The sequence below is a fragment of the Lysinibacillus sp. NPDC097287 genome, from assembly GCF_044761695.1.
GTDB lineage: Bacteria > Bacillota > Bacilli > Bacillales_A > Planococcaceae > Lysinibacillus.
Genome location: NZ_JBIWCX010000006.1, coordinates 75,198 through 88,751 on the forward strand (window position 1 = coordinate 75,198; position 13,554 = coordinate 88,751).

The window sequence follows — 13,554 nt, forward strand, 5'->3', positions numbered from 1 at the left end:
TTTTGTGAAAAATCGTTAAGTCGCTAAAAAGTAGCGGTCTTAACGATTTTTTGTTGTTTTTGTGCCGATAAATACGAGTTTCTATATCAATTTTATGGTATGCTTTTCACATAGAAGATGCGTTCTGTTTTTCAAAAAGTCAATCTTTTAAAAACATATGCAACACTATAAATGATGTGTAAGAGAAATGAGTGAATCAACATGAACTGGTTTAAAAAACAAATAAATAAAATATTAGATAAAAATGAAGATATTGAAAGTTACGAAGATCAGTATGATGAATATGAAGATGAACAAGATTTCCCGCAGCAACAACAAACAGATAACACGACTCAACAAAAACAAAGAACCTTTCGTTTTCCACTAATCGAAGATGAAGAAGTTGCCCCTTCTAATCATACAAAGCAAAAAGAAGTTTTTAATCAAATGAATGATACCTATTATGGGCAACCTGAAGATTTATCGTTACCAAAGCATTTAAATAATCATATAGTCGATTCAAGTGTATATGATGTAGAAATTTCAGGGATTCGCGAGTTGTTAGAGAATCGTACGAAACGCACAGGAAGAACAACGATTACACGTAGTCAATCTATACAAGAGTCTAGTACGAGAGCACGTAAAGTTTTCCGGGATACAAAAAGTTATGATGACCCTAAAAAGAAAGAATCTACAATAAAAGAAGAACGTCCTGTAGAAAATAGTCTACCGCCGAATCGTAAACGCTTTGTACCAACGGATGTTCCTTCACCGGTTTATGGTTTTGCAAAACCAAGCCCAATTGAAACATTGTTAATGAAGCGTAAGGAAGGACAAGAAGACACTACCTCAATCTTTACAGATGGAAAAGAAACGACATCAAATGAAGGTAATGAAAATACAATAGAAGAAAAAGCTCAAATTAATAAGCAAGAGCAACCTGAAAAAAGTATGCAAGAACATGAAAAAATACAGGATATAACGGAGACAGTAAATGAACAGGCGATAACATTTGATCAATTGGAATTCGAAGATATCTCAGAAGAAAATGATGCGCCTAAAGAGCCAATAGTGGTACCAAAAACAACTTCGTTTGCGGTTGATTTTGAGGATCAAGTGAAGGCGGCTATTCAGCAGGAATTAGCCGTGGATCAACTTTCAGCCGACGAAGCTGACATACGAGTGAATGAAGTGATTGTTGAGCAAGTACAAATTGAAAATTCAACTATCAATATTGGTGGAGTTACAGTTGTACAGCCTATATCTACTGAGACTGATGTGCAAGATGATGTTGAAGAGAAAGCTATAGAACATACACCGATCCAAGAGAAGAGTCGTATTCCATTTAACGTATTAATGCTTAAGTCAGATAAAGAAAAATGGCAAAATCGTCAACAAAAGCAATTTGTAATACCATCTATAAATGAAGAAGTACAGCCAGCAATTACGTCATCAAAACAAACAGATATAACAAACGAATCAACAGAAATCATAGTCGATGAATTGAGTCCTATAAATGTCGCGGGGCCAACTATACAAGTTCAGTCACCTCAGGCTATTTCATCGAATAATCATACAACAGAAGCTGTCTCGTCTATAACGATGTCACCTGTTGCCACATTAGAAAAACCAGCCATTGAGATGTTGGTTGAAGATGAAATTTCAGCTACAACAATGATGGTTGAAGAACAATTAGACCTAATACCTCAAGAGCCACAAAGTTTTGCTAATGATCTTACACTAGACACTGAGTTGACATCTAAAGTAGTATCAGAAGAATCGATACAGCAAGAAGCATTTCAAGACGCTGAAATTCCTGTTATAGAGGAAAAGGCTATAGAAAAGCCAGCGAAGCCAGTGCGTGTATATCATAAGCCAACTGATGAATTCTTAGAGCCGCCTGAAGAAGAAACACAAGATACAGAGTGGATGGAAGAGCAAGGTCAAACATTAGTCGAGTCACTTTCGCATTTCCAAGTATCTGCTCAAATTGAATCGATTATGCAAGGACCAGCAGTTACGCAGTTTGAAATAACAGTAAGTCATGGCACGAAAGTTAGTAAAATTCGTAATTTAGCAGATGATTTAAAGCTAGCTTTAGCTGCGAAAGATATTCGAATTCAAGCGCCGATTCCTGGTAAAAGTTCAATTGGGATTGAAATTCCGAACCGTGTGTCACGTGCTGTACGCCTATCAGAAGTAACAAATAGTGCATCTTTCATTGAATCAGATTCTCCACTAGAAGCAGCACTTGGGCTAGATTTGACAGGTAAGCCTGTAACAATTGATTTACGAAAAATGCCACACGGGTTAATTGCAGGAGCTACAGGTTCGGGAAAATCAGTTTGTATTAATTCGATTTTGGTTAGCTTATTATATAAAGCTGCACCACATGAATTAAAGTTAATGTTGATCGATCCAAAAATGGTTGAGCTTGCACCATTCAATCATATCCCCCACTTAGTGAGCCCGGTTATTACAGATGTGAAGGCAGCAACTGCTGCACTTAAATGGGCCGTTGAAGAAATGGAGCGTCGTTATCAATTATTTGCACATGCAGGTGCTCGTGATATTACGCGTTACAATGCAATTGCAGATAAAAATAATGAGCATAGTTTAAAGTTACCGTATATTTTAATTGTGATTGATGAGCTTGCCGATTTAATGATGATGTCACCTGCGGACGTAGAAGAGGCGATTTGTCGTATCGCACAAAAAGCGCGTGCTTGTGGTATTCATTTAATCGTTGCAACACAAAGACCTTCTGTTGATGTAATTACAGGTCTTATTAAATCGAATATTCCAACACGTATTGCTTTTGCGGTATCATCACAAATCGATTCGCGTACGATACTAGATGGGCAAGGAGCAGAAAGATTACTTGGGCGTGGAGATATGCTATATTTAGGGAACGGTATGTCTGCACCAGTACGCTTACAAGGCACATTTGTGACGGACGATGAAATTGAGGCAATTATCGAATATGTACGCGGGCAAGGTGAGCCTGATTATATTTTTGATCAAGAAGAGCTTCTGAAAAAAACAGAAATATCAGCTGATCAGGATGATTTGTTTGAGGATGTCTGCCGATTTGTTTATGAGCAAGGCGGTGCTTCAACATCGCTTATTCAACGCAAGTACCATATTGGCTACAACCGTGCAGCGCGACTTGTAGATATGCTTGAATCAAATGGTTTTGTATCTGAAGCAAGAGGTAGTAAGCCACGTGAAAGTTATATTACGGAACAAGATTTAGTTTCTATGTTTGAGTAAAAAATAACGCGTTTTAGTATGGATTAACTTACTTTCGGCAAAAATATGATTTTTGGGAAAAGTTGCACATTTATCCTCATGCATAAATAGTGCTATAATAGACAAGATGTTTTGGTTAGTATGCACTTTTTTGCGAACGAGAAGGTATTAATACCTACATTCGAACGTTTGAAAATGCGATACACATAATAGATGATAGATGGGATTTTGTATTTCCCGGGGGGTTTAATTAATGACAGTTTTTCATTTCATAGGTATAAAAGGATCTGGCATGAGTTCACTTGCACAAATCTTATTTGATGCTGGTGAACAAGTACAGGGCTCTGATATTGATAAGTATTTCTTTACAGAACAACCGTTACGTGATCGAAATATTCCAATCTTTACGTTCGATGCTGATAATGTTAAAGAGGGTATGACGATCATTGCAGGAAATGCATTTCCTGATGAGCATCCTGAAATCGTACGAGCGCAAGAAATCGGCGCAGAAGTGATACGCTACCATAAGTTTTTAGGTGAATACATTGGTAACTACACATCGATTGCTATTACAGGTGCGCATGGTAAAACATCTACAACTGGCTTAATGGCACACGTTGTTGGTGGCTATAAACCGACATCTTATTTAATTGGTGATGGAACTGGTGCTGGGCACGAAGACGCTAACTTTTTTGTCATGGAGGCATGTGAGTATCGCCGTCACTTCTTAGCGTATAATCCTGACTATGCAGTCATGACGAATATTGACTTTGACCATCCAGATTATTTTGCCAATATTGAAGATGTATATTCAGCTTTCCAATCACTTGCACTTCAAGTGAAAAAAGCGATTATTGCTTGTGGTGATGATGAGCATTTACAACGTATTCAAGCGAATGTTCCAGTCGTGTATTATGGCTTTGGTGCAGAAAATGATTTTGAAGCACGTAATGTAGAAAAAACAACTGAAGGTACAACATTTGACGTGTTTGTACGTAATGAATTTTATAGCACATTCTTTATCCCACTATTCGGTGATCATGCTATTTTAAATACTTTAGCTGTGATTACACTTTGTCAATATGAAGGGATTCCTACAGAAATAATTCAAGAACGCTTACACACATATAAAGGTGTGAAAAGACGTTTTACTGAGACTAAAATTGGGAATAATGTATTAATCGACGACTATGCACACCATCCAACGGAAATTCGTGCAACAATTCAATCGGCTAGACAAAAGTATCCTGAGCGTGAACTAGTGGCAATTTTCCAACCGCATACATTTACACGTACTCAAGCATTTTTACAAGACTTTGCTGAAAGCTTGAGTCTTGCTGATACTGCTTATTTATGTGATATTTTTGGTTCTGCTAGGGAACAACAAGGAGCTTTATCGATTGATGATTTAGCCTCACTTATCGAAGGTAGCGCTGTGGTTACGACTGAAGGTATTGCAGAACTTACAAAACATGAAAGTGCAGTATTTTTATTCATGGGTGCAGGCGATGTTCACAAATTCCAAGATGCTTTTGAGAATGTATTAAGAGACAACGAAACAGCTTAATCCGAAAGGGATAAGCTGTTTTTTCTCAAAGTAAAGAAGGGATTCAGTGTCTTTTGTCGAAATTATTAAGTAATAGTAATGTGAATTCTTACTAGTAGGAGGACTATTTATGGAGTTAATTTTATACATTGCTGCGATTATTGCGGCAATTGGATTTTTAGTGCTTTGTATTAGCATCGGTATGACGTTATTTTCGCTTAAATCGATTCTAAATAGCTTAGCCGGCACATTGGCTGGGATTGAAGGTCAAATGGAAGGTATCACACGTGAAACCACTTCATTATTGACAAAAACGAATAGCTTAGCTGAGGATATTCAAGGGAAATCTGAACAGCTAAATACTGTTGTACAAGCAGTCAAAGGGATTGGCGATTCTGTAAATGGTCTAAATACATCTGTTCAACGTATTACTACATCGATATCGTCTAGTGTAGAGCAAAATGAAGATAAAATTGCTCAAGTCGTACAATGGAGTAATGTTGCGATGGGAATTGCAGATAAGTGGAAACAGCGCAAAGTTATCGAGCGTGCTCTTGAAGCCGTGGAAGATGACTTAAATGCTTGTGATACAGCAACACCAATAACAGAGAAGAGAAGATGGGGCCGTAAAAAGTAATTTTTAACTTTAATCAGCTACGTAAAGAGCGTTAGCTGATTAAAATAAATGTCTTTGGGTGGTGTCTCGGATGTTGACATGTGCTTAAGCTAGTCAATATTTAAACGCCTTGTCAGTCTGCGTAAAAGCATGCGTCAGCGGCAAATACACCAAGACGAAATTAAGAATGGGGAGGAATTGTAGCATGACATCACAAAAACCGAATTTTAATGAAGTGAAAGAACAACAATTTGAAAGTTCATTACCACAGCTTTACAATCCGCAAGAAGCGATTTATGAAGAGGAGCATGTGAACATGAAAGATTTTGTCATTGGCGCATTAGTTGGAGGAATTGTAGGGGCTGCTGCAGGCTTATTATTAGCACCGAAACCAGGTAAAGAATTACGAAGTGACGTGGCTGTGCAAGCTGTTAATTTGAAAGATAAGAGTGCAGATCTTTCTTCAACAGCAAAAGATAAAACGTTACAACTATCAAAACAAATTCAAGAGCAATCTACTCAATTAGTAGAGAAAGTAAAAACATTAAAATCACCAAAGGCACCAGCTGTTTTTGATGATGGGACAGTTTCTTCAGAAGGCGAAGAACCTCTTGATGATATTATCGAAGCGATAGTAGATAGTGTAGAAGAGGTAGTGGAAGAAAAAGCCGAGGAAGTTCGTGCTTAATGATGCAATAGAAAAAAGGATGCGGTACGTCGTATACGACGTACCGCATCCTTTTTTAATGGTGCTCTAAATCGAAATCGGTGTTTCTACTAATAAAATTTCTAATTTGTCTCCTCCGAATATTTCCGTATCAAAGCTAGCTGGCTGGTTATTACGCAAAATTGTGAAATTACCTTTAAAAGTTGTAGGTAGTTGCCAATTAGAGAAGCGGAAAACATCTTGATAAATCCAACGGCTTTGTTCTTTTTCTTTAACAGAAACTGTTGCTCCGTTTGGCACTGTAGATAATGGTGACATAACAACTTGGTTAATCAAGATTTCATTCGCCATTTTTGTTAGCTCTAAAATTTCGTTTTGGAAGTGCACGATAATTTTATCTTCAAGCAGGATATTCATATGGTTAGCGATTATTTGAACAGATGGTAAAGCAGCTTGTTGGAAAGATATGATATCACCATCTTGTACTGCATATTGAAGCTTGCAAGGCTTTCCATTTATAGAGAGCGATGCAGAAAGCTCTTGTAAATATAACGGTTTGCCATCGACATGAATAAAGTATGACTCGAGTCTCTTCAGTAAATCCATATTATTAGTTAACTTGAAAATATCTTCAATTGCTTCAGCAGGTTCAAATAAAATAGTGTCACGATCCTTCAGTGCTGTATCAAGTGAAGCTGGCTTACCATTCAAGACAATTTTCGGTTCGACAACATACATTGTATCTTGGAGTGTTACTTTCTTTACCGCCGCACCATCAATTAAATCCCGTACAGTCGCAGTAGCTGTTTGTCCATCTTGACCTTCAATTAATTGAATGGTAGCGCCTGATTGGATTACGGATTTTGTTGAAGCTGGTTGCCCATTTACTAAAATCTGTGCCGGTTGTCCGTGTCCGCCAGGAATGAAAATATCTTGTCCATTCACACTGACAGATAAACCGTGTCCAGGCTTACCATACAATTGTTTGGCACGAATATTTGCAGCTAAGAAAGCATCGCCGACTGTCATTTCTTTTAGCTCAAATAGCCTTACGACTTGTTCGTTGACAGTTAAACTCATGTATTGAATAGGCATTTTTTTTGCGGCAATAGCGATACCGATTGGTGTGACAAGCTCTGGCGACGCTTTTATATGCTCTTCTCTTGTTAAGTTTTGAATGGCATCGACACCACGTACTGCAATACGATTTGCTGGCAAACCAAGTACCTCACCAAGCTTTTCACTCAGATTAGGTGTCAAACTACCACCACCTACAAGCATAACGGCTTTTGGTGCATGTTGATTATTTAAACGTAAAATTTCCTCACCAATCGCTTTTGCAAGTTGCTTCACAGCAGGTTCAATTGCTTCAAGTACCTCAGTTTTCGGAAAGTGTTGGTCGAAGCCCAAAATATCTTGAATTAAGATTTCCTCGTCCTTTTGTAGTTGACGCTTTGCGGTTTCTGCTACTGGAAAGTCGAGTAAATAGTGGTCACTCAGTGCTTCAGTAATTTCATCGCCTGCTGTTGGCACCATACCATAAGCTACAATTGTACTTTTATCGGTAATAGCGATATCTGACGTACCTGCGCCAATATCCACTAATGCAACGTTGAGGCGGCGCATTGTAGGAGGAATAAGTACATTAATCGCCGCAATTGGCTCTAATGTTAGTGCTTCCATCTCTAAGTCAGCACGTTTTAAAGCTGCAATCAATGATTCTACTACGACACGTGGTAAAAACGTTGCGATAACCTCAATTTGTGCTTCGTCACCCTGTTGATCGAGTAAGCTTCCAATTTCCTCACCATCTAAGCGGTAATATAAGACAGAATAACCCACGCAGTAATAGTGGCTAGTCTTGGCATCTTCTTTTTGTTGTAATAGTTGTTGTTGTGCCTGTTGAACAGCTTGTAGTTCTAATCGGCTAATATCTTCTTCAGTGAAAATCGGTCGATTCCGGATATTAACTGTCACACTAGCTTGTTCGGTTTTTAAAGAACGACCTGCTGCTGCGACACTTACCTTTGTTAAAGTACCGTGTTTATCTTCAAGTTCTTGTTTTATTTCTTTAATTAGTTCGGCTACATACAGCACATTATGTATTTGACCATCTACCATCGCGCGCTCTTTATGTTCTTTTACTAAAATATCTTGGACATGGAAATGATCCTGATTTTCCTCTAAAATAATGCCGACAACAGAACGTGTACCGATATCAAGCGCAAATAATTTTGAACCCAATGTAATCGCTTCCTTCCTCGAAATAGCTTAATATAATTTAGCGAGTTGAAGCGCTAAATTAAAAATGCGTGACATTCTGAACAACATTGATTATAATAATGCTAATATCTAAAAATGTAACATACATTTCAGAGTTCTGAAAGTGTCTGTCATAGGGGAGAGGAGCAAGAAGTATGAGCCAAAAAGATTTAGAAAGCTTACGTAGTCAAATTGACGGATTGAACTTAGAAATTTTGCGTCTAATTAACGAGCGTGCAGCAGTAGTAGATGAAATCGGTAAGATTAAAGAAAAACAAGGTGTCAATCGTTATGATCCAATGCGTGAGCGTCACATGCTTGACCTTATTAAAGAACATAACAACGGTCCGTTAAACCAAATGACGGTTGATTATATTTTTAAACAAATCTTCAAAACAGCACTAAAACAATTAGAGGCTGATAAAAAGAAAGAATTACTTGTATCACGTAAGAAAAAATCAGAAGATACTGTAATTAACATCAATGGCGAGCTAATTGGCCAAGGAAAACCATCTTTCGTATTCGGTCCATGTGCAGTTGAATCTTACGAGCAAGTTGCAGCCGTAGCAGCATCAATTAAAGCTAAAGGCGAAAAACTAATTCGTGGCGGAGCTTACAAACCGCGTACTTCCCCATATGATTTCCAAGGTCTTGGTTTAGAAGGTCTGAAAATTTTAAAACGTGTATCTGATGAGTTCGGTCTAGGTGTTATTACTGAAATCGTGACACCAGGTCATTTAGAAGAAGCACTTGATTACATTGATGTTATTCAAATCGGTGCTCGTAATATGCAAAACTTTGAATTATTAAAAGCAGCAGGTGCTACGAACAAACCAGTTCTATTAAAACGTGGTTTAGCAGCAACGATTGATGAGTTCATTCATGCCGCAGAGTATATCATGTCTAAAGGTAATGAAAATATTATCCTTTGCGAACGCGGAATTCGTACTTACGAAAAAGCGACACGTAATACACTAGACATCTCAGCTGTTCCGATTTTAAAACAAGAAACACATTTACCAGTATTCGTAGATGTTACGCACTCTACTGGTCGTCGTGATTTACTACTACCATGTGCGAAAGCAGCAATTGCTATTGGTGCTGATGGCGTAATGGCTGAAGTGCATCCAGATCCGTCTGTAGCACTTTCAGATTCACAACAACAAATGGATATTCCAACATTCGATGCATTCTACGAAACTTTACAAAAATTCATGAAAAATTATGAAATTCACGCATAATAATATTTTGAACCGCTTGCCAATTAGGTAGGCGGTTTTTTAATTTATTTAAAGAAGAAAAGATTATTAAAGCTAAATTTGGACGACATTTCTTCATACAGTTTTCAATTCTTTGAGGTGGGAGTGAAATAGTGTCCTTTTCTGTGTTAAGTGACAAAAAAATGTCTAGAATAAGGCTAATGGTGTTCGAAAATTCAAGTCCTATACGTACTTATTATTGAAAGTAATATAAATATTATCGTATGATAAGGCTATATAAGGAAAAAAGGGAGGCGCGTACTATGACTGTTACAATTTATGATGTTGCACGAGAAGCGAATGTTTCGATGGCAACGGTTTCTCGTGTAGTCAATGGCAATCAAAATGTAAAGCCAGCAACGAGAAAAAAAGTATTAGAAGTAATTGAACGATTAGAATACCGTCCTAACGCAGTAGCGCGAGGGCTTGCAAGTAAGAAAACAACAACAGTTGGCGTGATCATTCCCGATATTGCAAACAATGTTTACGCGGAGCTGGCACGTGGTGTGGAGGATATTGCGACGATGTATCGCTACAATATCATTTTAGCCAATTCAGACCAAAATGAAGATAAAGAGTTACAACTTCTTGATACAATGCTTGGAAAACAAGTAGATGGCATTGTCATGATGAGTGATGAAGTAACAGATAAATTGCAACAATCGATGGAACATTCACCTGTACCGATTGTGTTAGCGGGTTCAGTGGATGAATCCCAAACAATTGCGACAGTTAATATTGATTATTTTGAGGCCGCGTATGAAGCGGTTACGTTACTTATAAAAAATGGGCATACTCGAATTGGCTTCGTGACAGGACCACTATCTTACACAATTAATGGTAAATTCAAATTAGAGGCATATAAAAAAGCTTTACATGATGCAGGTCTAACATTGGATGAATCTTTGATTGTGGCTGAGGAATCTAGCTATGATTCGGGCTTAGAAGCGTGGGAGACTTTAGCATTATTAGATAATCCGCCTACAGCGTTTTTTGCTGGGAGTGATGAGCTAGCTATTGGTCTTATTCATGGTGCACAAGATGCAGGTAAAAACGTCCCAGAAGATATCGAAGTAATTAGCTTTGAAAATTCGAAACTGGCACGCATGGTACGTCCAGAACTGACAAGTGTCGTATTGCCGCTTTATGACATTGGTGCTGTAGCGATGCGATTACTAACAAAGTTGATGAACAAAGAAATGGTTGAGGAAGAAGCGGTAATTTTACCGTATCGTATTGAACAACGACAATCTGTAAAATGTAAATAAACAAAAAACCACGTTACTCCAATTTGTGTGAGTAACGTGGTTTTTGTTGCGTTTATGCTCGTGTCTCGTTGCGAATAATATGTAGCGCTTTGCTGAGCATTTGAGCATTTTTTTCCTCAATTTCAGCTTTACGAGGAATTGGCTCATAGAGTGGACTAGGATCCTCCCATGTTGGAATAAAAGGCACTGGAGCTTCAGATTGCCAGCGATCTAACCAAGCTTGTGGTAATGATCCTGTAGGCATAGGCTGGTCAGTCATTTCTAGCCATATCATAGACCAGGCACGTGGAACAACGCGCCAAATATCATAGCCACCGCCACCTACGGCAATCCATTTACCTCCACAGTACTCATGAGCAAGCTTATGAGCAAGTTTTGGTATTTCTTTATAGAGGTTCATTGTTCCATATAAGTGCGTAAGCGGATCAAAGTAATGTGCATCGGCACCGTTTTGTGTTAGTACGACATCTGGTTTGAAAAATTCGAAAATTTCACGCATTGATTTTTCATATATATCTAGGAAACTTTCATCCTCTGTGAAAGCATCGATTGGAAAATTAAACGAAGTACCATAGCCTTGACCATTTCCTCGTTCAGTAATATTGCCTGTCCCAGGGAATAAATAACGCCCCGTTTCATGAATGGATAATGTGCATACGTTAGGGTCGTCATAAAAACTCCATTGTACACCATCCCCATGATGCGCATCTGTGTCAACGTATAGCACACGTGCACTATATTTTTCCTGCAAGTAGCGAATTGCTACATTACTATCATTGTAAATACAGAAACCAGAAGCACGCCCGCGGAAGCCGTGATGAAGACCTCCTCCAAGATTAAGTGCGTGTTCAGCCTTTCCTTCCATTACATAGTCGACAGCTGTTAACGTACCACCAACTAGCTGTGCACTTGCTTCATGCATATTCTCAAAGATTGGTGTATCCTCTGTTCCAATGCCGTAGCTTTCACCTTGTGCTTCTGTGATCTCGCCCCGTCCAGCTTTTTTGACGATTTCTATATATTTGGGGTCGTGAGCGAGCAGTAGTTCTTCATCGGTTGCTACCCGTGCTGGTACGATATCAACATCATCCAATGCACCGATATTTTTTAGTAAATCCATTGTTAGCGTCAAACGTTTATGATTAAAAGGATGTGACTCTGAAAATTTATATCCGAGTTGCTCTGGTGAATAGATAAAAACGGATTTTTTCGTCATAGCGGAACGCCTGGTAAGTTTGGCCATAATACATCAAAACCTGCTTTGCGCAGACCTTCAATCATAGCCAGTGGGTTTAACGTTTGAACACGGACACTCAAAATTTTATTATGAGTATTTTCAGAATCTGGATAAACTAAGACGCTTTGAACATTTACATGGTGATCAGAGAAAATTTTTGTGATTTCAAATAAAACTCCTGGTGTATCAGTTACACGAATTTCGATTTTAGAACCGGGTTTGGTAGCACCAGTTAGCTCGATATATGTATACAGCAAATCTGTTGTTGTCACGATGCCAACTAATTTTCCAGCAGACACAATTGGTAAACAGCCTACTTTAGATTCATAAAAAGTAAGTGCTACTTCCTCGACAAAATCTAGCGGATGTCCAATGAGTGGATTCTTCACCATAACTTCATCGACTGTTGCCTCAAAAACAGGTGAGTTTGGTTCTTCTTGTAATGAAGATGGTAATGCTTCTTTAATATCTCGTTCAGTGATAACGCCAAGAACATGACACTCTTCATCTACGATTGGTAAATGACGTACTTTTTTCTCACGCATCATTTTAAGTGCTTCGCGCACTGTATTTGTTGGAGCCAATGTGTATGGCTCGTGATTCATAATTTCTTCAACGATCATATACTCTTCCCCTTTGTGTTGGTTTTAATACATGAACCTGCTTCTAAAGCGCAGCCTATCGAATCTTTCCATTGTTTCGGGTAGAACTCGTTTCCCTTCGCGCGCCATCAGGCAGTTTGCTGGATGCGATGTGATTTCTGGGTCATCAGTTGCAAAATACACGAAGCCAGCAGAACTCATCATACGTTCCATCATTTTTCTATAGTCCCATACATTTAAGCCCGTCCCCTTTAAATCCCAATGCCAATAGTATTCTGTAGTAAGTACAAGATAATCTTCCATTTCGTCTCCCATAAATGAAACGGCTAGTAGAGCTTTACCAGCTCCTGTCCCCCTATATGCTGGGATTACCTCGATAGCACCAAGCTCAATCATATTTTCGATTGGATCTTCAGACCATCTTTCAAGTGGATCTGGATATAGATAGGTGACATAGCCCACGACGATATTGTCTTTACGAATAATAATTATTCGTCCCTCTGGAAGTCCAGCAATTTCAATGATGGCTTGATGTTGTTGGTTTGGGGGCCTAAATGCAACTAAGTCCTCATGGAATGAATACTCAGCTAATTTTTCTGGAGAAACAGGTCCTTCCACATACACAGTACCATGCTTTGTTTCCTTTGTAACAGAAAAAAAAGTTTTTTTATGTTCCATATATACACCACCTGACTTTTATATTTCCATTATAACGGATTTTATGCGAAAATACGCTTAATTTTACGAAATATAACTAAATTGTTAGAAAAATAAAAACATTGAGACATTCTGTGAGAATTCGTGTAAAATAGATTTTATATTGTATCTGTTATTTAACAGAGTTTATAGAATTATTCAGTAAACAC

Annotated in this window: 10 protein-coding genes; 6 read left to right on the forward strand and 4 right to left on the reverse strand. The window is 38.3% G+C overall.

What is annotated here, in order from left to right:
• The first annotated feature begins 201 nt into the window (after positions 1-201).
• The 4 genes from ACIQ2D_RS10555 to ACIQ2D_RS10570 all read left to right on the forward strand — a co-directional run bounded on the left by ACIQ2D_RS10555 (position 202) and on the right by ACIQ2D_RS10570 (position 6,081).
• On the forward strand, positions 202-3,252 hold the full coding sequence (locus ACIQ2D_RS10555; RefSeq protein ID WP_402863523.1) for a DNA translocase FtsK: 3,051 nt from the start codon (positions 202-204) through the stop codon (positions 3,250-3,252).
• A 232-nt stretch (positions 3,253-3,484) separates the two neighbouring features.
• A complete protein-coding gene (murC, locus tag ACIQ2D_RS10560; protein WP_402863526.1) occupies positions 3,485-4,798 on the forward strand; it encodes a UDP-N-acetylmuramate--L-alanine ligase in 1,314 nt (437 codons plus the stop codon).
• 109 nt (positions 4,799-4,907) lie between these two features.
• Positions 4,908-5,414, forward strand: coding sequence for a DUF948 domain-containing protein (locus tag ACIQ2D_RS10565; RefSeq protein ID WP_402863528.1), 507 nt, complete (start codon positions 4,908-4,910; stop codon positions 5,412-5,414).
• 184 nt (positions 5,415-5,598) lie between these two features.
• Entirely contained in the window at positions 5,599-6,081 is a 483-nt protein-coding gene (locus ACIQ2D_RS10570) for a YtxH domain-containing protein (RefSeq protein ID WP_402863531.1), read from the forward strand.
• A gap of 66 nt (positions 6,082-6,147) precedes the next feature.
• Here the strand turns inward: ACIQ2D_RS10570 and ACIQ2D_RS10575 are convergent, their stop codons facing one another.
• Positions 6,148-8,304 carry a cell division protein FtsA gene (locus ACIQ2D_RS10575; RefSeq protein WP_402863534.1) on the reverse strand — a complete coding sequence of 719 codons (2,157 nt, stop codon included), beginning with the start codon at positions 8,302-8,304 and terminating at the stop codon, positions 6,148-6,150.
• Between the two features lie 173 nt (positions 8,305-8,477).
• On the opposite strand from ACIQ2D_RS10575, the gene ACIQ2D_RS10580 reads away from it, so the two are divergent.
• Together ACIQ2D_RS10580 and ccpA are read left to right on the forward strand one after the other, a co-directional pair.
• Entirely contained in the window at positions 8,478-9,563 is a 1,086-nt protein-coding gene (locus ACIQ2D_RS10580) for a bifunctional 3-deoxy-7-phosphoheptulonate synthase/chorismate mutase (RefSeq protein ID WP_402863537.1), read from the forward strand.
• A 281-nt stretch (positions 9,564-9,844) separates the two neighbouring features.
• Positions 9,845-10,849, forward strand: a complete 1,005-nt coding sequence (gene ccpA / locus ACIQ2D_RS10585) for a catabolite control protein A (RefSeq protein WP_402863540.1) — start codon at positions 9,845-9,847, stop codon at positions 10,847-10,849.
• Positions 10,850-10,901: 52 nt separating this feature from the next.
• Here the strand turns inward: ccpA and ACIQ2D_RS10590 are convergent, their stop codons facing one another.
• From ACIQ2D_RS10590 to ACIQ2D_RS10600, 3 genes are read right to left on the reverse strand one after another with little or no spacing between them, the layout of a single operon-like run.
• Entirely contained in the window at positions 10,902-12,065 is a 1,164-nt protein-coding gene (locus tag ACIQ2D_RS10590; protein ID WP_402863543.1) for an acetoin utilization protein AcuC, read from the reverse strand.
• The gene (locus ACIQ2D_RS10595) at positions 12,062-12,709 is read right to left on the reverse strand and encodes an acetoin utilization AcuB family protein (protein ID WP_402863546.1); all 648 of its coding nucleotides are present in this window, start codon (positions 12,707-12,709) and stop codon (positions 12,062-12,064) included. Before ACIQ2D_RS10595 ends, ACIQ2D_RS10590 begins: the two co-directional genes overlap by 4 nt.
• Before the next feature lie 24 nt (positions 12,710-12,733).
• Positions 12,734-13,366 carry a GNAT family N-acetyltransferase gene (locus tag ACIQ2D_RS10600; protein ID WP_402863549.1) on the reverse strand — a complete coding sequence of 211 codons (633 nt, stop codon included), beginning with the start codon at positions 13,364-13,366 and terminating at the stop codon, positions 12,734-12,736.
• Positions 13,367-13,554: the final 188 nt, after the last annotated feature.

Excerpts from the sequence above, each read along its gene's own strand:
- ACIQ2D_RS10555 (WP_402863523.1), top strand. The coding sequence starts at position 202 with ATGAACTGGTTTAAAAAACAAATAAATAAAATATTAGATAAAAATGAA.
- murC (WP_402863526.1), top strand. The coding sequence starts at position 3,485 with ATGACAGTTTTTCATTTCATAGGTATAAAAGGATCTGGCATGAGTTCA.
- ACIQ2D_RS10565 (WP_402863528.1), top strand. The coding sequence starts at position 4,908 with ATGGAGTTAATTTTATACATTGCTGCGATTATTGCGGCAATTGGATTT.
- ACIQ2D_RS10570 (WP_402863531.1), top strand. The coding sequence starts at position 5,599 with ATGACATCACAAAAACCGAATTTTAATGAAGTGAAAGAACAACAATTT.
- ACIQ2D_RS10580 (WP_402863537.1), top strand. The coding sequence starts at position 8,478 with ATGAGCCAAAAAGATTTAGAAAGCTTACGTAGTCAAATTGACGGATTG.
- ccpA (WP_402863540.1), top strand. The coding sequence starts at position 9,845 with ATGACTGTTACAATTTATGATGTTGCACGAGAAGCGAATGTTTCGATG.
- ACIQ2D_RS10590 (WP_402863543.1), bottom strand. The coding sequence starts at position 12,065 with ATGACGAAAAAATCCGTTTTTATCTATTCACCAGAGCAACTCGGATAT.
- ACIQ2D_RS10595 (WP_402863546.1), bottom strand. The coding sequence starts at position 12,709 with ATGATCGTTGAAGAAATTATGAATCACGAGCCATACACATTGGCTCCA.
- ACIQ2D_RS10600 (WP_402863549.1), bottom strand. The coding sequence starts at position 13,366 with ATGGAACATAAAAAAACTTTTTTTTCTGTTACAAAGGAAACAAAGCAT.